The sequence below is a fragment of the Streptomyces sp. NPDC059649 genome, assembly GCF_042734445.1.
Lineage (GTDB): Bacteria > Actinomycetota > Actinomycetes > Streptomycetales > Streptomycetaceae > Streptomyces.
Map to the genome: position 1 here is coordinate 1 of NZ_JBHWDV010000022.1, position 22,868 is coordinate 22,868.

The 22,868-nt window shown below is 72.5% G+C and carries 19 protein-coding genes; 14 read left to right on the forward strand and 5 right to left on the reverse strand.

The features are described from left to right. Window positions 1-142 precede the first annotated feature (142 nt). Window positions 143-1,261 (reverse strand): hypothetical protein, encoded by a 1,119-nt coding sequence (locus tag ACFV1J_RS22215; RefSeq protein ID WP_385860611.1) that lies wholly within the window; start codon window positions 1,259-1,261, stop codon window positions 143-145. A gap of 298 nt (window positions 1,262-1,559) precedes the next feature. Here ACFV1J_RS22215 and ACFV1J_RS22220 point away from each other — a divergent pair, with 298 nt between their 5' ends. Then, window positions 1,560-1,751, forward strand: coding sequence for a DUF6381 family protein (locus ACFV1J_RS22220; protein WP_385860612.1), 192 nt, complete (start codon window positions 1,560-1,562; stop codon window positions 1,749-1,751). A 79-nt stretch (window positions 1,752-1,830) separates the two neighbouring features. Here the strand turns inward: ACFV1J_RS22220 and ACFV1J_RS22225 are convergent, their stop codons facing one another. Beyond that, window positions 1,831-2,637 (reverse strand): caspase family protein, encoded by an 807-nt coding sequence (locus ACFV1J_RS22225; RefSeq protein ID WP_385860613.1) that lies wholly within the window; start codon window positions 2,635-2,637, stop codon window positions 1,831-1,833. Window positions 2,638-2,847: 210 nt separating this feature from the next. Here ACFV1J_RS22225 and ACFV1J_RS22230 point away from each other — a divergent pair, with 210 nt between their 5' ends. The 6 genes from ACFV1J_RS22230 to ACFV1J_RS22255 are packed head-to-tail and all read left to right on the forward strand — an operon-like array spanning window position 2,848 to window position 11,079. Then, window positions 2,848-3,744, forward strand: coding sequence for a DNA/RNA non-specific endonuclease (locus ACFV1J_RS22230; RefSeq protein ID WP_385860614.1), 897 nt, complete (start codon window positions 2,848-2,850; stop codon window positions 3,742-3,744). An 18-nt stretch (window positions 3,745-3,762) separates the two neighbouring features. Beyond that, window positions 3,763-4,716: a hypothetical protein gene (locus ACFV1J_RS22235; protein ID WP_385860615.1), complete on the forward strand. Its 954-nt coding sequence runs from the start codon at window positions 3,763-3,765 to the stop codon at window positions 4,714-4,716. A 7-nt stretch (window positions 4,717-4,723) separates the two neighbouring features. Continuing rightward, window positions 4,724-5,851, forward strand: coding sequence for a hypothetical protein (locus tag ACFV1J_RS22240; RefSeq protein WP_385860616.1), 1,128 nt, complete (start codon window positions 4,724-4,726; stop codon window positions 5,849-5,851). Continuing rightward, window positions 5,832-8,834, forward strand: a complete 3,003-nt coding sequence (locus tag ACFV1J_RS22245) for an ATP-binding protein (protein WP_385860617.1) — start codon at window positions 5,832-5,834, stop codon at window positions 8,832-8,834. Before ACFV1J_RS22240 ends, ACFV1J_RS22245 begins: the two co-directional genes overlap by 20 nt. Then, entirely contained in the window at window positions 8,831-9,961 is a 1,131-nt protein-coding gene (locus ACFV1J_RS22250) for a trypsin-like peptidase domain-containing protein (RefSeq protein ID WP_385860618.1), read from the forward strand. Before ACFV1J_RS22245 ends, ACFV1J_RS22250 begins: the two co-directional genes overlap by 4 nt. A 32-nt stretch (window positions 9,962-9,993) precedes the next feature. After that, window positions 9,994-11,079, forward strand: a complete 1,086-nt coding sequence (locus ACFV1J_RS22255) for a trypsin-like serine peptidase (RefSeq protein ID WP_385860619.1) — start codon at window positions 9,994-9,996, stop codon at window positions 11,077-11,079. Between the two features lie 39 nt (window positions 11,080-11,118). Here the strand turns inward: ACFV1J_RS22255 and ACFV1J_RS22260 are convergent, their stop codons facing one another. From ACFV1J_RS22260 to ACFV1J_RS22270, 3 genes are read right to left on the reverse strand one after another with little or no spacing between them, the layout of a single operon-like run. Beyond that, the gene (locus ACFV1J_RS22260; RefSeq protein WP_385860620.1) at window positions 11,119-12,150 is read right to left on the reverse strand and encodes an ABC transporter substrate-binding protein; all 1,032 of its coding nucleotides are present in this window, start codon (window positions 12,148-12,150) and stop codon (window positions 11,119-11,121) included. 58 nt (window positions 12,151-12,208) lie between these two features. After that, window positions 12,209-13,084: an ABC transporter permease gene (locus tag ACFV1J_RS22265; protein WP_385860621.1), complete on the reverse strand. Its 876-nt coding sequence runs from the start codon at window positions 13,082-13,084 to the stop codon at window positions 12,209-12,211. Next, a complete protein-coding gene (locus tag ACFV1J_RS22270) occupies window positions 13,074-13,889 on the reverse strand; it encodes an ABC transporter ATP-binding protein (protein WP_385860622.1) in 816 nt (271 codons plus the stop codon). The genes ACFV1J_RS22265 and ACFV1J_RS22270 overlap by 11 nt, the downstream gene beginning before the upstream one ends. Window positions 13,890-14,112: 223 nt before the next feature. Here ACFV1J_RS22270 and ACFV1J_RS22275 point away from each other — a divergent pair, with 223 nt between their 5' ends. The 7 genes from ACFV1J_RS22275 to ACFV1J_RS22305 all read left to right on the forward strand — a co-directional run bounded on the left by ACFV1J_RS22275 (window position 14,113) and on the right by ACFV1J_RS22305 (window position 22,742). Beyond that, window positions 14,113-15,789 carry an ATP-binding protein gene (locus tag ACFV1J_RS22275; RefSeq protein ID WP_385860623.1) on the forward strand — a complete coding sequence of 559 codons (1,677 nt, stop codon included), beginning with the start codon at window positions 14,113-14,115 and terminating at the stop codon, window positions 15,787-15,789. 199 nt (window positions 15,790-15,988) lie between these two features. Beyond that, the gene (locus ACFV1J_RS22280; RefSeq protein ID WP_385860624.1) at window positions 15,989-16,681 is read left to right on the forward strand and encodes a response regulator; all 693 of its coding nucleotides are present in this window, start codon (window positions 15,989-15,991) and stop codon (window positions 16,679-16,681) included. 253 nt (window positions 16,682-16,934) lie between these two features. Further along, on the forward strand, window positions 16,935-17,558 hold the full coding sequence (locus ACFV1J_RS22285) for a GNAT family N-acetyltransferase (RefSeq protein ID WP_385860711.1): 624 nt from the start codon (window positions 16,935-16,937) through the stop codon (window positions 17,556-17,558). 136 nt (window positions 17,559-17,694) lie between these two features. Then, a complete protein-coding gene (locus ACFV1J_RS22290) occupies window positions 17,695-18,396 on the forward strand; it encodes a FadR/GntR family transcriptional regulator (protein ID WP_385860625.1) in 702 nt (233 codons plus the stop codon). A gap of 266 nt (window positions 18,397-18,662) precedes the next feature. After that, window positions 18,663-19,679 carry an asparaginase gene (locus tag ACFV1J_RS22295; protein WP_385860712.1) on the forward strand — a complete coding sequence of 339 codons (1,017 nt, stop codon included), beginning with the start codon at window positions 18,663-18,665 and terminating at the stop codon, window positions 19,677-19,679. 462 nt (window positions 19,680-20,141) lie between these two features. Further along, window positions 20,142-21,560: an aspartate ammonia-lyase gene (gene aspA, locus ACFV1J_RS22300; RefSeq protein ID WP_385860626.1), complete on the forward strand. Its 1,419-nt coding sequence runs from the start codon at window positions 20,142-20,144 to the stop codon at window positions 21,558-21,560. A gap of 387 nt (window positions 21,561-21,947) precedes the next feature. Then, entirely contained in the window at window positions 21,948-22,742 is a 795-nt protein-coding gene (locus ACFV1J_RS22305) for a carbon-nitrogen hydrolase family protein (RefSeq protein WP_385860627.1), read from the forward strand. Window positions 22,743-22,868 lie beyond the last annotated feature (126 nt).

Genomic DNA, 22,868 nt, shown 5'->3' on the forward strand with positions numbered 1-22,868 from the left:
CTCGCGGTCCCTTTTTTTTTTTATAACCCTACCGCGCGCCCCCCCCCCCCCCGTCGGGGGGCGGGGGGGCCCCCCCCGGGGGGGGGGCGCCGCCCCCGGGGGGGGCCCCCCCCCCGCGCCCGTGGCCGGCCGCTGCGGCCGGTTACGCTCCGGCCGGTGCCGGACCTACCCGGCGGGGACGGCTGAGCAGCGCCGCCCCGGCCAGGCCCGCACTGACGATCGCCAGGGCCACCGCCAGCAGTTCGGGCCACATCCCGGTCTCGCCGAGCCCGCTGCCCAGGGGGGTCAGTACGCCCGCCCGGGACAGCGCGTGCAGCGCGATGATGATCATGGCTCCGGCGGCGCTGACCGTCCAGACGAGGGCGGTGTCCCGCATCGCCAGCCAGCCGGCCAGCAGCAGGTAGACCACGGCGATGGCCATCGACAGCCCGGCGGCCGCCTGGGCACCCTCCATGTGCGTGGAGTGCACCGGCAGGTGGCTCAGCCCGCACAGCGCCAGCGCGGCCGCGGCCGGCCAGCGCAGCACGGACCGCAGCACACCGGGAACCGCGTAGCCCGGCTGCCGGGGGCCGTCGTGCCCGGCGTGCTGCTGCGCCCACGCCGGCTGCCCGCCCGGCTGCTGGTTGGTTGCCGGGCGGGACCAGGGGTTGTGCTGCGGCGGCTGCTGGTGCGCCGCGGTGTCGTGCCGGCCACCGGCGCCGGCCGGGTGGCCGGTGGGCCCCAGCGGACGGACGTCCGGGTCGAGGAACGGCATGGCGGTGGTGGGCTCGGGCTCCCCCGGGCCGCCACCGGGACCCCCGGGGCCGCCGGGGCCACCCGGACCCCCGGGGCCGGGGTCCGGCGGGAAGTGCGGAGGCATGCCGTACGGGTCGGCGCCGCCCGCCTTCGTCCGGTCGAACAGCTCGATGAGCTGCGCGACCTCCTCGACGGACCGGCCGACCGCCGCCGCACGCAGCGCGACATGGCCGGCCTCCGCGGTGTGCGGGTCGGACCGGAGCAGATCGAAGAGCTCCGCGACCTCGCTCACCGGACGGGAAACGACCGCCAGCCGGAGGGCTTCGTCGCCGGGATTGGGAACGTCGCCGCTCCGGCGGAGCAGTTCCACGAGGGCGGCGACTTCCTCCAAGGGCCGATGGGTGACTGCCTCCCACAGAATCGTGCGGGCCGAATTCATCTCAGGGGTGAGGGGCGGAATGTGCTCGCCGTGTTCTGTCGATGACAGTTCGGCGTCGCCCCCACAAATAGCTGGTTCGGATGTCATGGAGGACTCCACTGAACGAGGGGGAGCGTCAAACACCAGGAGCGCTGACACTCGGCGGACGTTGAGCTGCTGTGCTTCAGCCAACGTCCCTCTTCGGCGACGTCGCCATTCAGGAAGGCCATCCGGTGGAGACACGCCGGGACGCCCGGGCGCGCCGCGTCCGCGGGCGGAGCGGCGAAGGGACGTCGTGGCGCCGGCATTCCTTCCGCCGGGGCGGCGGGATTTTCGAGGTGCCGGGGGCCGCCGGGCCTGATTCGCTGGTATCGGGCAGCTTCCCTACACAGTGCGAGGACAGACCATGAACGCAACCGGAGAATTCCGTGCACGCATCCAGCAGATGCGCGACAAGGCGAGGGAATTGCAGGAGACCGCGGAACGCACCAGTGATCCGGAGGAGCGGAAGCGGCTCCAGGAGAAGGCCCGCCGGCTGCAGTCGCAGAGCGAGCAGGAAAGCCTGATGCGGGGCGGTGACATCTACCCCACGGAGTGAGCGGGACGCAGCGGAACGACGGGACGCGGCCGCCGGGCCGCGTCCCTGCCGCTTTTCCGGGCGGGGCCGCCAGGTGCCCTCACACGGTGAACGGCTGCTGTTCCACGAATGCCGGATCGGGGTTTCCCGACATGTGGAGGCGGGGGCTTTGAGTGGGCGGCATACCGCGCTGGATATCGCGGTGGAAGGTGCGGTAACCGCCGCGGAAGGTACCGCCGTTCCACACGTCCAGGAGGGTCCCGGTGAATTTCCCGTTCGTGTCGCCGTCGGAGGCCAGCTGATTGTCCTGGCAGGCGGCGAGCAGCAGGGCGTCGGCGGCCGGCTCGCGGCTCTTCCGGGCGCCGAGTTCCTGCTGGAGCTCCTGGAAGAACTCCTTGTCGCGCCGGTAGATCTCGTACTGCCGGTCGGGCGGCATCAGCCGGGCGGCGTACTCGCCGTCGCCCGGTTCCGGCATTTCGATGGCGGTGCCGCTGTGGCAGCAGTCCAGGACGACGAGGAGGCGGACCCCGCGGGCGAACCGGCCGAATTCCCGCTGCAACTCGTCGTCGAGGAATTCCCGGTCGTACAGCACCAGCGTTTCGTCGAACCGGTCCGACTCCTCGTCGCCGCCGGTGGTGTTGGGGACCTGGCCGCCGTGCCCGGAATAGGTGAACAGCAGGATGTCGCCGCTCTTGAGGGTCTTGGCGGCCTGCCGCAGTTCGGCGGTGACCCGCTCGACGGTGCCGTCGGGGGTGAGCAGGGTGGTCGGGGCGAAGCCGGCCCCGCGGGCCAGCGCGGCCATGTCGTGGGCGTCGTTCTCACAGGCGACGAGCCGGCCGTCCCAGCCGCCGTACCGGGCGGGATCGACCTGGTTGAGTCCGACGTGGAGGGAGAGGCCGGTGGGCATCGCGGGCTCCTTGGCAGCTGCGGGGGTCGGGGCAACGCCTGGATGCGTTCCGTGGCCGGCCGGCCGGTGAACTCCCCGGCCCGCCCAACCGCCTGAACGGTCCCCTCCGCGCACGCCGGCGGCCGGCCGCGGGACGGGGCCGGCGGCTGTTGGAGTGGCATCGCCGGGCACGCCGCTCCGCGGCCCGCACCACCGGGAAGCGCTGGTCATATGACCGCACCAGATTCGTCCCGGGCCGGCGGCGCCACGGCCGGCCCGGGCCACGGCGGCGCCCTGGCGGACCGCGCGGGCTACGACGAGCACTTCCTCGGCGTGCCCGTCCCGCTGCCGGTGCCGACCGTGCCCGGGGTGGAGACCGTGGTCCTGCCGTACACCCACTTCACGGTCCTGCTGCGGCCGGACCGGCGGCTTGCGGCGGCCACCGGCGTCTGCATCGACGGCCGGCTGCTGCGGGAGCACGTACCGCGGGAGGGCGGCTGGCAGTTCGACCCCAGGCTGCCCGAGGACCTCCAGGCCGGCAACGCGGTCTACCGGGACAACTCCCTGGACAAGGGCCACCTGGTGCGCCGGCTCGACCCGGTGTGGGGCGGGGCCGCGGAGGCCGAGCAGGCCAACGCGGACACCTTCCACTACACCAACGCGGCCCCGCAGGCCGATGTGTTCAACCAGGGCAGACAGCTCTGGCTGGGACTGGAGGACCACCTGCTCGGCCACGCCGCCACCCACGACCGCAAACTGGCCGTGCTGGCCGGTCCGGTGCTGCACGACTCCGACCCGCCCTACCGGGGCATCCAGGTGCCGCTGCGCTTCTGGAAGGTGGCCGCGTTCCTCCAGGACGGTGCGCTCGCGGCCACCGCGTACGTCCTGGACCAGAGCCCGGACCTGACCCGGGACGCCGACCGGGCGCTGGCCGGCGCGGTACCGGGCGCACCGCCGCCGCTGGGCGCCTACCGCACGTTCCAGGTGCCGGTGTCGGACGTCGCCGAGCTGACCTCACTGGACCTGGGCCCGCTGCCGGCCGCCGACCTGATGCCGGTGGTGCGGGCCCCCGAGGAGCGCTGGAAACGACTCGCGTCGCACGACGACATCGTGCTCCGGCGCGACTGAACGGCGAGGGGAAACACCATGCGACCGAGCGTCGTCTACGTCCACGGCAACGGCAACAAGGTCCGCCGGGACCTGCTCAAGTCCCAGTGGGACACCGCCCTGTTCGGCCGGGACATGGGCGAGGCGTCGCGGATGGCCTACTGGGCGCCGGTGCGCTATCCCGCGCCGCTGCCCGACCACCGGCCGGACCCGCTGGACGGCGGCCCGGAGCCCGCCAAGGACTCCCCGGCCGGCCGGCAGGAGCGGGCCGCGGCCGCCGTCCCGCCCGCCGAGGAGTTCGTGGCGCGGACCCTCGCCGAGGCCCGGCAGGAGGCCGGCGACACCGGCCTGGAGGGGCGGGCGGGCCCCGACGAGGACGCCCTGGCCGACTGGCTGCGGGACATGACCTACCTCGCGGACACCCTGGCGCACACCGAGTCCGCCCCGGATCCCGGGCCGGCCGACGCACTCCCGCTGGAGGTCGTGCCGCTGCCCCGCCCGGGCCGCACCGCACTGTTCCGGAGGCTGGTGGAGCACGCGTTCAAGGACGTCCACGCCTACTTCTTCGGCGGGGCGGGACCGGCGATGCGGGCGGTGGTGCAGGAGGCGCTGGACGGCCCGGACGGCGGCCCGCTGGTCGTGGTCGGGCACAGCCTGGGCACGATCATCGCCTACGAGGTGCTGCGGGAGCGGGCCCGCGAGGTGGCTCTGCTGGTCACCGTCGGCTCACCGCTGGCGATCACCGAGATCCAGGACCGGCTGGCCCGCCCACCGGCCGTACCGGACGGCGTGACGGCCTGGCGCAACGCCTCCGACCTGCGGGACCTGGTGGCGCTGGACCACACGCTGCGCCCCGAGTACGCGCCGCAGGACCGGGTCACCGACGTGCTGGTCACCAACGACAGCCGCAATCACCACGACATCGGCGCGTACCTGTCACAGCACCCGGTGCGCGAACCGGTGCTGCGGATCTTCGGCGACGGTCCGGGGTAGGCCGGGCATGCCGCTGACCGAGACCGAGTGGGACCTGGTCACCACCTGGGTGCAGAACCATCTGCTCGACACCACCGAGCCGCACGAGCGGCTCGCCGAGTACGGCTTCCCCGGGGATTTCGTCGCCGCGCTGCCGCTGACCCACGTCAGCTCCGACAACGCCCGCACCCTCGTGCAGCGCTCGCGTACGGACATCGAGCGGCAGCTGCGGCTGATGGAGGCGCTCACCGCCGTCGACGAACTGGCCGTCCTGCCCGACATCGTGAAGGTCAGGGAGTTCCGGGACCGGCTGCGGGAGGACTGCCGCGCCCACGCCGCGCAGGACACCTTCCGCACCTGCGTGCTGAAGAACGGCGCGGAGGCCTTCATCGACCGGCAGGGCCTGCGGGAGACGCTGCGCCGGTTCGTCACCGACCCCGACAAGTGCATCCTGCTGGTCGACGGCGAGCCGGACAGCGGCCGCTCCTACACCTACACCTTCCTGCGCCACATCGGTCAGCACAGCGGCTTCCGTCCCGTCCGGGTCACCCTGTCGCGGACCTCCACCGCCGCGAAGGTCGTCCGGCGGCTGGCCGACTTCGTCGCCGAACCGGGCACCGGCCCCGCCCCGCTCAACCCCACCGACCTCAACGACCCGCTGCCGTCCGTCGACGAGGCCGCGCACTGGGTCGCCGGCCGGGCCACCGCCGCCGAGGAGCGGCTGTGGCTGGTGCTCGACGAGTGCGACCGGCTCGACCCCAGCTCCGACGTGTGGGACTTCATCGGGCAGCTCGCCATGGCCGTCTACGAACACTCCGCGGTCCACGGCGACCAGGCACCCCGGCTGGTGCTGCTCGGCTACGGGCGCGCGATGCGCCAGCTCCCGCACGACCTGCGCGGCAGCGTGTGCTGGGACACCGCGCGGGTCGTCGAACCGGGCGATCTGCGGTCCTTCTTCCACCAGGTCTTCCACGAATCGCCGCCGGCGGTGCTGGCGGCCGGCGGCCCGCAGGAGCCGGCCATCGACGAACTCGTCGAGGTCGCCGTGGAAGAGGTGCTCTACGCCGCGGAATCCGGCGGCGGGAGCGGCGAGAGCTATATGCGCCGGGTCAGCACGGCGGTGGAGGGAGCGGTCCGTGTCTACCGGTCCCTCTGACCGCCCCGCCCCCTCGGGCCTGCGGGAGGTGTTCGCGGCCCGGCTGCGCGAGGCGCTGCACACCGGCCGGGAGCAACCCGGCGGCATCTCCCCCGCCCGCCGCGCCTACCGCGAGGCGGCCTGTCTGCTGGCCCGTTTCGACCCCCGGGAGCTGCGACTGCCCGACGAGAAGCACGCCACCGGCCGGGCACTCCTGGAACTCGTCGACGACTGCACCACCCTGGGCATGGGGGAACAGGCCGGCTGGGCCCTCAAGGCCGAGGTCCGGGACGAGGCGCTGCGCCAACTGGCCGGGCCGGAGGCCGCCCGGCGCCTGCTCGCCGCCAACATCAACCAGCTGCCGGGCGAGCCCGGGCCGGAACGGTTCGCGCTGGCCCAGCTGTTCGGCACACCGCTGGCGATCGACCGGCTGACCGCCGGCGAACTGGCCGACGCCCTCCAGGCGGTGCTGTGGCTGTCCCGGGTGCCGGGCGTCACCGATCTGCCGGACACCGGCCGGCTGCAGCGCACCCTGGAACGGGCCCGGCTGCTGGAGCCGCTGGAACGCCTGGTCCGCCGCTCGTTCCAGGGCCGGGCCCGGGAACTCGCCGAGCTGCGCGCCTACGTCGGACTCCCCGGGGCCGCGGCGCCGCCCGCGCCGCCTCCGGCCGGTCCCGGCGGCCGTCCCGCGCCGATCCCCCCGATGGTCATCCACGGGCCCGGCGGCATGGGCAAGAGCACCCTGCTCGCCAAGTTCCTGCTCGACAGCGTCCACGACCCGGCCGGCGGCATCCCGTTCGCCTACATCGACTTCGAGCGGCCCACCCTCTCCATCCACGAGCCGGTCACCCTGATCGCCGAGGCGGCCCGGCAGCTCGGCATCCAGTACCCCGCCCACCGCGCCGAGCTGGACGCGCTGGCGGAGGAGTGCCAGCAGGTCGCCCGCAGCCAGCGCGAGGGCCAGGAGCGGGTGCTCCAGCTGCAGGAACTCGCCGCCACCCGGGCGGTCCTCGGGCGGGACTCCTCGCAGGAGTTCCAGTCGGCGGCCACCGGCCGGGAGACCGGGCTGGTCCGGCGGGTCGGCGAGGTCCTGACGCGGGCGGTCGCCGAGGGCAAGAGCTCCCCGGACGAGCCGGACCCGCCGTTCGTGGTGGCCCTGGACACCTGGGAGGAGGCGCAGTACCGCGGCTCGCCGGCCCTGGGCCGCATGGTGGCGGTCTACCTGTCGTTCCAGAGCGCCTATCCGCGGCTGCGGTTCGTCGTGTCCGGGCGGGCGCCGGTCGAACACCCGGCGAAGCCCGTGGAATCGCTCGACATCAAGCTCGGCGAACTCGACCCGGACGCGGCGGTGGGCCTGCTGACGTCGTGCGGCGTGGACGACCCCGAGGTGGCCCGGGAACTGGCCGCCCGGGTCGGCGGCCATCCGCTGAGCCTGAAGCTGGCGGCGCGGGCCGCGATCCTCACGGGCCAGGAGGGCGAGCCGACCGGTGAGCTGATCCGCAGTCTGCCCGAGCGGCGGCGGGAGGTCTTCCGCCGGGTCGACCAGCTGCTGGTGCAGGGCATCCTCTACGACCGGATCCTCAGCCACATCGCCGACGAGGACGTCCGCCGGCTCGCCCACCCGGGCCTGGTGCTGCGGGTCATCACCCCGGAGATCGTCCAGGACGTGCTCGCCGGGCCGTGCGGTATCGACGTACCGGACCCGGGCCGGGCCCGGGAGCTGTTCGACGAGCTGAGCCGGCTGGACATGGTCGAGCCGGCCGCTCCCGACGCGGTGCGCTACCGCGGCGACGTCCGGGCCATCATGCTGCGGCTGCCCGGCGGCGACCGCACCGCGGTGATGCGGGAGGTCGAGCGGCGCGCGGTGGCGCACTACGCGGCCCGCGACGGGCTGGAGGCGCGCGCCGAGGAGATCTACCACCGGCTGCGGCTGGACGAGAACCCGCGCACGGTCGAGGAGCGCTGGCTGCCGGGCGTCGAGCGGTTCCTCGCCGGCGCCCAGCAGGAGATGTCGCCGCGGGCCGCCGGCATGCTCACCGCCCGGCTCGGCGGCGGGGCCCCCGACCACGTGGTGGCCGGCGCGGACCAGGAGGACTGGGAGCGGATCGCCGCCCAGGAGGTCGAGGACCTGCTGGCGCAGGGGTACGCCGAGGCGGCCCTGGAGCGGATCGGCCGGCGCCGCCCCTGGACGCCGTGCAGTCCGCTGCACGCGCTGTACGCCGAGACGCTCAGCCGCGTCGGGCGGCGGGACGAGGCCCGGCGGGCCGTCGCGGACGCCCTGGGCCCCGCCGAGCGCGCGGGGTGCGGGGAGCGCCGGCTGGAACTGCTGCTGCTCTCCGCCCGGCTCGCGCAGGAGGACGGCGATCCGGTGCACGCCGACCGCGCGCTGCGGGCCGCGGAGGACGTCGCGGTGGGCCTCGGGCAGGACCTGGAGGCGATGGGCGCCCTGCTGGCCCGGGCCCGGCTGACCGCCGACGAGGGACGCGCCGAGCCGGCCACCGGCCGCCAACTCGCCGAGCGGCTGCGGAAGTTGCCCGATGACGTGCTGTCCGAGCAGCCCGTGCTGGTGCGCGCGGTCGCCTCGCAGATCTACGACCAGGCCCCCGGGGCGCTGGAGCACGCGGTGGAGGTGGTGGGACTGCCGTCCGACGACGAGACGCTGGACGCGCTCGGCGCGGCGATGCGCCGGGCGACCCGCCGGCAGCCGGCGCTGCTGGGGAAGGTGATGGAGATCCTGGACGAGGCCGCCGGGCCGTCCCGTCCCCAGCCCGGGGCCGCGCCGACCAGCATCTCCGGGATCCTCCGGCTGGCCCGGGACCGCGGCACCCTCGACGCGCTGGCCCGGCGCCTGCTGGCCGTGCCGGACCGGAGCGGGGAGATCGTCGCCGGGGTGGCCGCGGCGATGGGGGTGGGCAGCGGCGGGCGGACCGCCACCGAGGCGCACGTCCGCCCCGCCCCGGCCCCCGAGGAACGGCACCTCCGCGAAAGGCGTGGTGACCGGTGAACGGCTATCTCTCGCCGGACGAGATCCGGGCGGTGCTCGACGCCGCGGTGGAGACCGGGCTCGCCGACCCGTCGGTGCGGCCGCTGCTGATGGACGGCATCATGCCGCGCTACCGCGGCACGCTGCCGCTGCACCCCGCGCCGGGCCGCCAGGTGCACTCCGACCTCAGCCAGATGAACCGGGTGGAGCGGCTGGTCGACGGCTCGGTGCCGCTGGAGATCTGGCTGCGCAACGCCGTCGCCGAGACCACCGAGGCCGGGCCGCTCACCGTCTTCCAGCGGGCCCTGGACGACGTGGCGCGCCAGGCGGGCGGCGAACCGGACGTGCTGGCCACGCTGCCCGCCCCGGGGGAGATCAAGGAGGAGATCGTCCACCGGGACGACACCGTGCCGATCGGGTTCCTGCGCGGCGGGGAGCTGGCCGGCGGGGCGGTGGCCCGCCTCAAGGTGCCGCCGTACCAAGGGGGTTCGCCGCTGCAGCCGAACGGCTTCCCGCACTCCGGCACCGGCTGGCTGATCGCCCCCGACCTGCTCGTCACCAATCACCATGTGGTCAACGCCCGGGCCGGGACCGGCGCCGGGCGGCCGGTGGCCGACCCGGAGGACCTTCAGCTGCAGGCCCGGCACACCCGCGCCCGGTTCGACTACGACACCGACGACGTGGAGACCGAGGAGGCCGCGGTCAGCGAACTCGTCGCGTCCGACGCGGCGTTGGACTACGCGGTGCTGCGGCTGGCCGAGGCGCCGGCCCGGCCGGTGCTGCGGCTGGCGGAGCGCCCGCTGACCGTCAACCGGGGCGACTACGTGGCGGTCAACATCATCCAGCACCCCGGCGGCCTGCCGAAACGGGTCGCGCTGCGCAACAACCTCGTCTACGAGGCGGACGAGAACGACGTGCGCTACTTCACCGACACCCGCGGCGGGTCCTCGGGCTCGCCGGTCCTCACGGACGACTGGAAGGTGGTGGCGCTCCACCGGGGCACCCGGCGCGTGGAGGACGTGCTGTTCCAGGGCCGGACCACGGCGTTCGTCAACGTCGGCACCCAGATGCGCAGTGTGCTGCGGCATCTGGAAACCACCAGTCCCGGCATCCATGCCGAGATCCGGGCGGCACAAGCGGCGCCGTAGCGCGAGGCGACGGCGCGTTCGAGGAGGGCGAGATGCACAGACGGCACAGATCACCGGTCGCGGCCGGTCCGGAGCAGGTCTTCTCGGACCTGCACGAGGTCGCGGCGCGGGTGCGGGACGGACTGTCGTCCGAGATCCCGGAGTCCCTGGAGGAGCTGCCGGCGGAGCAGCAACCGGCGGGCCAGATCGGGCAGTTCGCGCAGGCGGAGCGGGCCCGGGTGCTGACCGCGGGCGCGATCGGCCTGGAGAAGCTCGCCGAGGGGCGCACGGACGACATCAGCGACGACGAGTCCTTCGGCATGGAGGCGATCGTCCTGCTGGAGGGCCGCCCGGCGATCCTCGTCCAGAACCACGACTTCGCGCCGCAGCAGGGCGACTGGGCGGTGCTCGACGGTCACCGGGCGGCGATCCGGGAGTCGTTCGCGCGGGTCGGCCGGGTCGAACTGACCGGCCACATCAGCCTGGACTGGCTGGGCACCGCGTTCCTGGTCGGCCCGGACGTCGTCCTGACGAACCGTCATGTGGCGGTGGAGTTCGCCCGCGGCGACGGCCGCGGCTGGACCTTCCAGCAGGGCATCAGCGCCAACGTCGACACCGGCGAGGAATACCTCGACCCCGCACCGGGGGGCGGCACGGCGCCCGGGGCCGCGAGTCCCTCCTTCGACGTCGTCGAGGTCATCGGCATCCACGAGGACGTCGACCTGGCCCTGCTGCGGGTCGCCCCGCCGGCCGGCGGCGGCGCACTGCCCCCTCCCCTGGCGGTGGCCGCCGACGCCCCGGCCGATCTGCCCGGCCGCCCGGTGTACTGCGTGGGCTACCCGGCGTACGACGGCCGGCGCAACGAACCCGAGTCGATGCGCCGGATCTTCATGGACATCTACAACGTCAAACGGTTGCAGCCCGGCACCACCACGGGGCTGGTGCCGGACCGCAACGTCATCAAGCACGACTGCTCCACGCTGGGCGGCAACAGCGGCTCCCCCGTCATCGACCTCACCGACCACCGGGTGCTCGGCCTGCACTTCGGCGGCCGCTACGGCCTCGGCAACTACGCCGTGCCGCTGTGGCAGCTGGTCGACGATCCACTGCTGGCCCGGGCGGACCTCAACTTCGTCTGAGTCTCGCCCGGACCGCCCCCCGTCCGCGGGCCGGCCCCGCTACTTGACGAACTCGGTGGTGTAGGTCTTCTTCAGGTCCACCGACGCGTTCTTCAGGTTGGGGTTGAAGGACTTCAGCACCCGCTCGACCGTCGCCGGGCCGTCGGCCGGCATCACGCCGTCCTTGGTGAACATCGGCAGGGTGTCCTTGATCGCCCGGACGTAGAGCTCCTTGCCGCCCTGCGCGTAGTCGGCCGGCATCTTGTCGGCGATCTGCTCGGGCGTGTGCGTGGACATCCACTTCAGGGTCCGCACGAAGGCCTTGGCGAGCTTGTGCACGGTGTCCTTGTGGCTGTTCACCCAGTCGGTGTTCATGTAGAGGCTGGACGACGGGTACGGGCCGCCGAGCGCCTCCTTCGACCCCTCGGGCGTACGCATGTCGACGAGCACCTTGCCCAGGTTCTTGTCGACGACCTGCGCCACGGTCGGGTCGGTGGTCATCCCGCCGTCGATCGAGCCCTGCTTCATCGCGGAGAGGAAGGTCTGCCCGGCACCGACCGCGACCGGCGTGAACTCGTTCGTCTGCACCCCGTTCTTCACCGCGAGGTACTTGGTCAGGAAGTCGGTGGACGAGCCGAGCCCGGTGACCCCGAGCTTCTTGCCCTTGAAGTCCTTCGGCGAGGTCACGTCGCCGGCCGCCTTGGTGGAGACCACCTCGACCTCGCCCGGGGCGTGCGCGAACTGCACCACCGACTCCACCTGCTTGCCCTTCACCTGCAGGTCGAGGGTGTGGTCGTAGAAGCCGACGACACCCTGGACATCACCGGAGAGCAGCGAGGTGGTGGCCTGCACACCGGCCGGCTCGGTGAGCAGCGTGACGTGCACGCCCTCGTCCTCGAAGTAGCCCAGCTGCTGGGTGAGTCTCGCGGGCAGGTAGATCACCTTGTCGAGACCGCCCACCATGATCTTGATCTTGCCGTTGTCGCCGCCGCCCGCGGCGTCCTGGGACCCGCTGTTACCGCAGGCGGTGAGGGTGGTGAGGGCGAGCAGGGCGGAGGCCGCCGCGGCGGTCAGCTTCACGGACGTACGCATGATCAAATCCTTGGGTCGATACGTGAGTGGACGGGGACGGAAGGAACGGCACGGCAGGTCAGCGGTCGTCCGAGCGGTCGGCCGGCTTCCAGCGGAACAGCCGCCTCTCCAGGAACGCCAGCAGCCCCTCGGCGACCAGCGCGACCACGGCGAGGATCACCATGGCGGCGTACACACCGGCCGCGTTGAACGTGCCCTGGGACGCCGAGACCAGCAGACCGAGGCCCTTGGTCGCGCCGATGTACTCGCCGACGATCGCGCCGATCAGCGCGAAACCGAAGCTGACGTGCAGGCTCGTGAAGATCCACGAAGTGGCCGACGGGATCACCACCTGCAGGGTGACCTGACGATTGCTCGCCCCCAGGATCCGGGAGTTGGCCACCAGATTGCGGTCCACCTCCCGGGCCCCCTGGAACGCGTTGAAGAACACCGGGAAGAACACCAGGACCACCGCGGACGCCACCTTGGACGCCGGGCCCAGCCCGAACCAGATCAGGAAGATCGGAGCCAGCACGATCCGCGGCAGCGCGTTCAGCACCTTGATGTACGGGCCCAGCACATCGGCCAGGAAACGCACCCGGCCCAGCCCGATGCCCAGCACCACCCCGGCGAGCACACCGATGACCCAGCCGAGCAGCGCCTCGTAGAGCGTGTACCCGACCTGCTCCCACAACGGGCCCTGCGGGGTGCCGTTCAGCGCCCACTGGCTCATCTGGTCCCAGATCTTCGACGGCATCGAGAAGTTGAACGGATCGATGACCGCGGCCCGGGCCAGCCCCTCCCACAACCCGAGCAGACCGACCAGCAGCAGCACCCGGGCGCCGTACACCAGCAGTCTGCGCCGGCGCGCGGCACGCGCCCGCTCCCGCGAACGGTCCCCGTGGGCACCGGACTTGACCACCGTGACGGGCGCGGAGACGGTCTCAGGCGGCATCGGCGGCACCCCTCTCGCGGGTGATGCGGACCTCTTCGCCGAGCGAGGACCAGATCTCCCGGTAGATCTCGATGAACCGCAGCTCCAGCCGCACCGACTCGACCCGCCGCGGCCGCGGCAGATCGATCTCGAAGACCTCCTTCACCGTCGCCGGCCCGGCGGTCATCACCACCACCTTGTCGGCCAGCGCGATCGACTCCTCCAGGTCGTGCGTGACGAACACGACGGACGCACCCGTGCCCGACCACAGCTCCAGCAACTCGTCCGACATCAGCGCCCGGGTCTGCACATCGAGTGCCGAGAACGGCTCGTCCATCAGCAGGATCTTCGGATCGTTGACGAACGTCGCGGCCAGCGCGACCCGTTTGCGCTGGCCACCGGAGAGCTGGTGCGGATAACGGTCCGCGAAGGACGCCAGCCCCACCCGGGCCAGCCACTCCCGCGCCCGCGCTCTGGCCTCCGCCTTCGGCACCCCGCGGAAGCGCGGCCCGGCCATCACGTTCGACAGCACGGTGCGCCAGGGGAAGACCGCGTCCTGCTGGAACACGAAACCGACCGTGTCACCGATGCCGCGGACCGGCTCCCCACCCACCAGCACCTCACCCCGGGTGGGCTCCTCCAGCCCGCTGATCAGGGTGAGCGTGGTGGACTTCCCGCATCCGGTGGGGCCGACCACGGCGACGAACTCACCGCGCCCGACGACCAGATCCAGATCCCGTACGGCGGTGTGCACACCGCCCGACGGGGTCCGGAACGTCTTGCTGGTGCCCCGAAGTTCGATGGCGGGGCTCAGGTGCCTGTTCATGGCCCGGGACGCTAGGTGCGATCCGGCACAGCGACACGCTTGTGGCCACAACCCGCCTTTCTGCGCGCAAACCCTGTTGTGCTCGTTTTGCTCACGCTAGAACAACAACAACATCACCAGGGGGTGCGCGGATGCTCACGCACGGCATACCGTGCGTGCATCACGCCGTGAAGACAATGTGTCGGTTCCGCGCGGGCGCGGAAGGGCCCAGGACGAGGAGAGCATGCGGATCCACTGGCCCCGGCGCGTCTTCGCCCAGGTGCTGACCGCCCAACTCACCCTCACCACAGGCGTGATGGTGCTCGCCACCAGCCTGTTCCTCGCCCCGCTCAGCTCCGAACTCGACGACCAGGCGATGCGCCGCGCACAGTCCATCGCCCAGACCACCGCCGCCTACCCCGACCTCCCCCGCGAACTGACCACCACCCCGCCCGACCGGAACGGACCCGTGCAGCACACCGCCGAACGGATCCGCCGGGCGACCGGCGCCCTGTACGTCGTCGTCATGGACACCCGCGGAGTGCGCTGGTCACACACCCACCCCGCCCAGATCGGCCGGCACGTCTCCACCGACCCCAGCCGCACCCTCGCCGGACGCGAGGTACGCCAGATCGACACCGGCACCCTCGGACGATCCGCCCGCGCCAAGGTCCCGCTGCGCGACCGCCGCGGCCGGATCGTCGGCGCCGTCTCCGTCGGCATCGCCTACGACAGCGTCCGCAGCCGCCTGATCGGCACCCTCCCCGACGTGCTGCGCTACGCGGCCGCCGCGCTCGCCGCCGGCGTACTGGCCGCGGTGGCCCTCGCCCGCCGGCTCCGCCGCCGCACCCACGGCGTCGCGTTCACCGACATCTCCGCACTGCTCGACGAACGCGAGGCCATGCTGCACAGCATCCGCGAGGGCGTGGTCGCCTTCGACCGGCACGGCCGGCTCCGGCTGGTCAACGACGAGGCCGGACGACTGCTCGGCATCGACGCCGGGGCCGCCGGCCGGGCCCTGGAGGACGTACTGCCGCCGGGCCGCACCACGGACGTGCTGGCCGGACGGGTGGCGGGCACCGACCTGCTGGCCGTCTGCGGCGGCCGGGTACTGGTCGCCAACCGCGTACCGACCCGGGACGGCGGGGCCGTGGTCACCCTCCGGGACCGCACCGAACTCGAACTGCTCGGCCGCGAACTCGACGGCACCCAGGGCCTGTTGGACGCCCTCCGGGCCCAGGACCACGAACACGCCAACCAGCTCCACACGGTACGCGGACTGCTCGAACTCGGCCGCTACGAGAAGGCCGTCGAATTCGTCACCGAGGTCGCCAGCGCCCACCGGGCCTCCGCGGAACAGATCGCCGAGCGGGTGCACGACCCCCTGCTGTCCGCACTGCTCGTCGGCAAGGCCGCCATCGCCGCCGAACGCGGCGTCGCCCTGCGGATCTCCGACGCCACCCTCCTGCCGGACACCGTGGTCGACCCGCGCGACCTGGTGACCGTCCTCGGCAACCTGATCGACAACGCACTGGACGCCACCGCCGAACGCCACCGCCAAGCGCCCTTCGTCGAGGTCGAGTTGCGGGCCGAGCACCGCACCGTCGTCCTCCGGGTCTCCGACACCGGCCCGGGGGTGCCGCCCGCGATGCGCGAGCAGATCTTCGCCGAGGGATGGTCCACCAAGGCCCCCCGCCCACCGGCCACCGGACGGCCGGCCGGCGCCCCGGTGACCTTCCACCGCGGCCGCGGCATCGGCCTGGCACTGGTACGCCGGCTCGCCGAGCGCTACGGCGGAATGGCCCGCGTCACCGCCCGCGCGGGCGGCGGCGCGGTCTTCACCGTCGTCCTGCCCGAAGCCCTCCAGCCCGAAGCCCTCCAGGAAGAACGCACCACCACATCGATCGGAGAGACACGATGACCGCGGGATTAGGCGGGATTATTCACGACGACCGCGCGAGAGCGCCAAGTCCCGATGGCTGTGCGAGAGCCACGATGACTGGGAGGGTCTGGATGGCTGCGGAGGTCAGGATGACCGCACGAGTCGCGCCGACCGTAGGAGCCGCGACGACTGCACGAGTTGCGCCGACTGCACGAATGGCGCCGACCGGAGGCCCTCGATGATCGACGTCCTCGTCGTGGACGACGACTTCCACGTCGCCGAGATCAACGCCGCCTACGTCTCACAGGTGCCCGGCTTCCGGGTCACCGGCTGCGCCCACACCGCCGCCCAGGCACTCGCCACCCTGGAACGCACCCCCGCCGACCTGGTACTGCTCGACCACTACCTGCCGGACGAGAACGGGCTGTCGCTGCTCCGGCGACTGCGGCAACTCGGCCACCGCACCGACGTGATCATGGTGACCGCGGCCCGCGACGTGACGACCATCCAGGACGCGATGCGCTCCGGCGCGCTGCAGTACCTCGTCAAACCGTTCGGCTTCTCCGGACTGCGCGCCAAGCTCGACGGCTATGCCGCGCTGCGCCGCACCGTCGAGAGGGTGAGCGGCCGCGGCGAGGCGGGCCAGGAACAGGTCGACCGGATATTCAGCGCCTTCCGAACCGCCGAAGCCCCGCACACCGAACTCCCCAAGGGCCACTCCGCCGCCACCGTCGAACTGATCCGCCGGGTCCTGGACGCGGCCCCGGTACCGCTGTCCGCCCACGAGGTCGCCGCCCGCGCCGGCGTCAGCCGCTCCACCGCCCAGCGCTACCTCAAGCACCTGGAACGCAGCGGCCACATCATCCTCACCCTCAAATACGGCGACACCGGCCGCCCGGAACACCGCTACCGCTGGGCCGCAACGGGCTGACTACCCCTGGCCCCGTTCCCCGTTCCTGGGGTATTGCTCCCTTGGGCATGACCCCATGCCCCCATGGCCCCCTTGCTCCCTCGGCATCTCCCCCTTGGGCATTTTTCCGTCCGGGCCCCGGCGACGATGCGTACCCCCTAGCCTCCTGATCATGACGATCTCGACGCCTGGCACGCCGAGCACGCCCGGCACGGAGAGGACGGATGGGGCGGAGGAGATGGAGGGGGCGGAGAACATGGAGCGGACGGAGGGGATGCAGGAAACGGAAAGCCCGAAGATCCCGAACGGCACCACCCCCGCCCTCCTCGACGCCGCAGAACTGACCGCCGACCCGGATCTGGCGCCCCGTTTCCCCGCCGAGGCACACCGAGTGCTGGCCGACCTGGTACGCGCCGGCGCGCCCCTCGGCTGGGACGACCCGCCGGCCGCGGACGAGGTGACGGAACTCATCGGCCGGGTCCTGCAGGCCGCACGGCACGGTGACGGGGCCCTGCGCGCCGCCTACCTCGGTCGCCGGCTGATCGGCCTGGGGTACTGGCTGCGCTACACCCAGGCGACCAACCGGCAACACGCCGATCTGGTGAAGATCGCGGTGGCCGCCGATGCGCACGGCCACGGCATCGGCAGGTCGCTGACCAGCACATTGGTCGCCGATGCCCGTAAGGCGAAGATCGAGGTCCTCACCCTCGACGCCCGCGCCGACAACATCCGCGCCCTCCGTCTCTACCGCTCCCTCGGCTTCCGCGAATACGGCCGGCTGCCCGCCTTCGTCGCCATGGGCGGCCGCCGCTACGACAAGGTCTTCTACATGCTGGACCTCCGCACCGAGCCCCCCGCACCCCACCCTCCGCACCCCTCCGCCCCCTCCACCACTTGACATCCCCCTCCCCACGTCCCAGGATCCCTCCGTGACCCCCAACCTGTCAGACAGCCAGACAGCCCCTGGCTCCGGCGGCTCTGGTGCCTCCGGTGCCTCGGGTGCCTCCGGTGGTGTGCCCCGCCGCGTCAGCGCGATGGAAGCGGTACTGCAGCATCTGCGCGGCGCCATCGAACGGGGTGAGTACGCGGTCGGCGACAAGCTCCCCTCGGAAGCGGAACTCTGCCGCCGCCTGGAGGTGAGCAGACCCGTACTGCGCGAGGCCCTGCGCGCCCTGCAGACCATGGGGCTCACCGTCTCGCGCACCGGCAAGGGCACCTTCGTCGTCTCCGACGGCGCGGTGGCCGACCCCACCTTCGGCGACTACGCGGCGAGCGACCTGCTGGAGGTCCGCCGCCATGTGGAGATCCCGGTGGCCGGGTACGCGGCGCAGCGCCGGACCCCGGAGGACCTCGACCACCTCACCCACCTGCTGGAGCGGATGGAACGGGAGACCGACACCACCGCCTGGGTGGCCATGGACACCCTCTTCCACCTGGCGGTCGCCCAGGCCGCCGGCAACCCGGTCTTCCGCCGCGTCATCGAGGAGATCCGCGACGCCCTGGCCCGCCAGTCCGCGTTCCTCAACGAGCTCGGCGGCCGCCGCGAGCAGTCCAACCGCGAACACCGCGCCATCGTCGAGGCCCTCCTGGACAGCTCCGCCCACGACGCCGAACAAGCCATGTCCCACCACCTGGCGCGCGTCGAAACCACCCTCACCCAAATCGTCTCCCCCACCCCCACCCCGGCCCCCAAACCCACCCCGCCCACCACCCCGGAACCCGAGCCCCAGCCGTGAACAATCCCCCCTCCCCCGCCCCGTCGCCCCACAACGAGCCGTCGCCCTCCCACGAGGGGGACCTGTTCCCGACACCCTCCCCCGCCTCCTCGCCCCACAACGAGCAGCCACCCTTCACCGAACCACCCCACAAACCACCCCTCCACGAACCGCCCCTCCACGGGCCCTCCGCCGACGAGCCGCCCACCGGCCAACCGTCCAATCGCCAGCCGTCCACCGGCCAGCCGTCACCCGACGAAACGGCACCGACGACGCAGCCCAGCGCGATCTCGGCTTCGGCGCCGCCGGAGATCCGCGCACCCGCCCACGCCCCCATCGCCCACGTGGTGCGCGGCGGCATCATCGAGGGCGTCCACCACGGCTCGGTCGTGGTGCTGGCCGCGGACGGAAGCGTGCAATTCCAGGCCGGAGACATCGAGGCCGCCTTCTACCCGCGCTCGGCCCTCAAGCCCCTCCAGGCCGTCGGCCTGCTCCGCGCCGGCCTGCCGCCCCTCGACGACGAGGCACTGGCCCTCGCCGCCGCCAGCCACTCCGGCGACGAACGCCACCTGGCCACCGCCCGCCGCATGCTCGCCACCGCCGGCCTGACCGAGGCCGCCCTGCGCAACGTCCCCGACCTGCCGTACGGTCCCGCCGAACGCGACGCGTGGATCCGCCGCGGGCTGGGCCCCACCCGCCTCACCCAGAACTGCTCGGGCAAGCACGCCGCGATGCTGCTGACGACCCTCGCCCGGGGCTGGCGGCCGGACTCCTACCTCGATCCGGGCCACCCGCTGCAGCGAGAGATCGCCGCAACCGTCGAGGACCTCACCGGCCAGGGCATCGCCCGCGTCACCGTCGACGGCTGCGGCGCCCCACTCTTCGCGGTCTCCCTGCACGGCCTGACCCGAGCCGCCGCCCGGCTCGCGACGGCCGCCCCCGACACCCATGAGGGCCGGGTCGCGCACGCCATGCGTACCCACCCCGAGATGGTCTCGGGCGCCGGCCGGGACACCGCCCGGCTGGTGCGCGCGGTGCCCGGGCTGCTCGCCAAGGACGGCTTCGAGGGCGTTCAGATCGCGGCACTACCGGATGGGCGGGCGGTCGGTGTGAAGGTGGCCGACGGCGCCGACCGGGCCCGGATGCCCGTGACGGCGACGGCCCTGGCGTACTGCGGCGTTGACCCCGACGTCCTCGCCGACTTCGCCACCGCACCGGTGATCGGGGGCGGCGCAACGGTCGGGGCGCTGCGGGCGGCGGGGGCACTTGCGCAGGGGCTCGCCTCGGACCTCGTCTCCTCGTAGTCCGTGCGCTCGCCTTGTCCTGGTCGGAGCGTTCGCCTTGCCCTGGCCCACACGGTCACCTGCGCCCGCCACCGTTTCCTGTCCGCGGTCGCCCTCGCCCGCCACTGCTCCCAGTCCCCTGACTCACCTCTGCCCCCGCGCCTGCTTCTGTCTCTGCCTCCTGACGCCTCCTTATATTCCGGCAACGATTACGGAGAGTGATTCGTTCCCGGATTCTTCACTCTCTGTGATGAATGTGGGGGGCGTCAGGGGTCCGGGGGGGGAGCCGCCTCGTTGTCTGTGGGGGTCGCTGCCCCCGCTCCTCCCCCGCCACTCTCCGGCTCGCTCCATCCCTTCCCTCCCCCTCCCGTCTCCCTCCCGTCTCCGACTCACTGCCCTCCCCTCCCCTCCCCTCCCCTCCCCTCCCCTCTCCTCACCCTCCCTCCGCCTCACCGGGTCTACTCCGCCGAAGGAAGAAAATTGATGATTGCTGCCGCCGCTGAACGACGTTGGGAACACGATCTGTTGGGGGATCGGGAGATACCCGTGGAGGCCTACTGGGGCGTGCATACGTTGCGGGCCGTGGAGAACTTTCCGATCAGTGGGACGGCTATCTCTGCGTATCCGCATCTGATCAATGCGCTGGCTGCCGTCAAGGAGGCTGCGGCGCGGGCCAACCTGGAGTTGGGGCTGCTCGATCGGGATCAGGGGGAGGCGATCGTTGCCGCCTGTCGGGAGATTCGGGTGGAGGGGCGGCTGCATGAGCAGTTCGTTGTCGATGTGATCCAGGGGGGTGCCGGGACCTCTACGAACATGAACGCCAATGAGGTGATTGCCAATCGGGCGTTGGAGATCCTTGGGCACGCGAAGGGTGACTATCAGCACCTGCACCCGAACGAGCACGTCAATCTTGGGCAGTCGACGAACGATGTGTACCCGACCGCGGTCAAGGTCGCCACGATCATGGCGGTACGGGGGTTGCTCGATGCGATGGGCGTGCTGCGGGAGAGCTTTGCCGCCAAGGCGGAGGAGTTCCGCGATGTGCTCAAGATGGGGCGGACGCAGCTCCAGGACGCGGTGCCGATGACGCTGGGGCAGGAGTTCTCGACGTTTGCGGTGATGTTGGAGGAGGATCAAAGCCGGCTGGCGGAGGCCGTGCTGCTCGTGCACGAGATCAATCTCGGGGCGACGGCGATCGGTACGGGTCTCAACGCGCCTCCGGGATACGCGGAGGCGGCCCGCAGGCACCTGGCCGCCATCACCGGGTTGTCGCTGGTGACCGCCGCCAACCTTGTCGAGGCGACGCAGGACTGTGGTGCGTTCGTCCATCTCTCCGGCGTGCTGAAGCGGATCGCCGTCAAGCTCTCCAAGAGCTGTAACGACCTGCGGCTGCTGTCGTCCGGGCCGCGGGCCGGCCTGGGGGAGATCAACCTTCCGCCGGTGCAGGCCGGTTCGAGCATCATGCCGGGCAAGGTCAACCCGGTGATCCCGGAGGTCGTCAACCAGGTCGCCTTCGAGGTGATCGGGAACGACGTCACGATCACGATGGCCGCCGAGGCGGGGCAGCTCCAGCTCAACGCCTTCGAGCCGATCATCCTGCACTCGCTCTCGGAGAGCATCACCCACCTCGGGGCCGCCTGCCGGACGCTCGCCGAGCGCTGCGTGGACGGGATCACCGCGAACTCCGAGACGCTCCGGGCGAGCGTGGAGAATTCGATCGGGCTGGTCACCGCGCTCAATCCGCACATCGGCTATACGGCGGCGACCGCGATCGCCCAGGAAGCACTCGCCACCGGGCGTGGAGTGGCCGAACTCGTCCTGGAGCAGGGCCTGTTGCCCGCCGATCGGCTCGCCGCCCTGCTGCGGCCGGAGGAAGTGGCGGGCACGGGACGAGCAGTGTGAGACGACGGGTGGGAGACAACGGGGGGCGATGAGGCTCCGTGGGCGGCGGTCGGCCCGGCAGAGCCGGTTCCGTAGGACAGCCGTCGCCGTCTCCCGGCCCGTAACACCGACCCGCGGCCCGTACACCACCCCCGGCCCGTACGCCGCCAGCCGTCGCCCCTCCCCCACCGCCCGGCACCGGACCCCGCACCGGAGTGGCCCGTAACCGGAACGCCCGTACCCGGAACGCGCATGCCCGGAACACCTCGTCCCGGAATCGCCCCGTCCTCCGGTGGCCCCGTCCCGGAATACCGTCCCCGAACCGCGCTCGCTGATCCGGTGGCCCAGAATCGTCTATGAGGGCCCTGCGGGGTCCCGTACACGAGACGCTTCGGAGAGAGGGATCGCATGCGTATCGCGCTGTGCCAGATGACGGCATCGACCGAGCCGAAGGAGAACCTCGCGGCGGTGCAGGACCACGTGCGGCGGGCGGCGCGGGAGGGGGCGCGGCTGGCGGTGTTGCCCGAGGCGTCCATGGTGCGGTTCGGGGTGCCGCTGGGGCCGGTGGCGGAGCCGCTGGACGGACCGTGGGCCGAGGGGGTGCGTGCGGTGGCCCGGGAGACGGGGGTGACGGTGGTGGTGGGCATGTTCACCCCGGCGCCCGAGGGGCGGGTCGCGAATACGTTGCTGGCGACCGGTCCGGATGTCGAGGAGTCGTACGACAAGATCCATCTGTATGACGCGTTCGGGTTCCGGGAGTCCGACACGGTGGCCGCGGGCAGCCGGGTGGTGACCATCGACGTGGAGGGCGTCCGGGTGGGCCTGGCGACCTGCTACGACCTGCGGTTCCCGGAGCTGTTCCGGGCGCATGCGGATGCCGGGGCGACGGTGTCGGTGCTGCCCGCTTCCTGGGGTGCGGGTCCCGGCAAGCGGGCGCAGTGGGATCTGCTGGTGCGGGCCCGTGCGCTGGATGCGACGGTGTGGCTGGCGGCCGTCGGTCAGGCGGCGCCGGATCCGCGGGCCGACCCGGAGGTGCCGACGAAGGCGCCGACCGGTGTGGGGCGCAGTGCGCTGGTCGGTCCGGACGGTACGGTGCGGGCCCAACTGGGCGGTGCGCCCGAGCTGTTGGTGGCCGAGGTGGATACGGAGGAGACGGCCCGGGTGCGGCGGGCGGTCGCGGTGCTGGACAACCGCCGGCTGTAGCGGGGCCCGGTGGCTGCAGCAGGGTCCGGTGCCTGAACAGGGCCCGGTTGGTGTGTCGGGGGGCCGCCCGCGGGGGCGGGGGGCGGCGGCCCCCCCCCCCCCACAACGCCCCCCACCCCCACACCA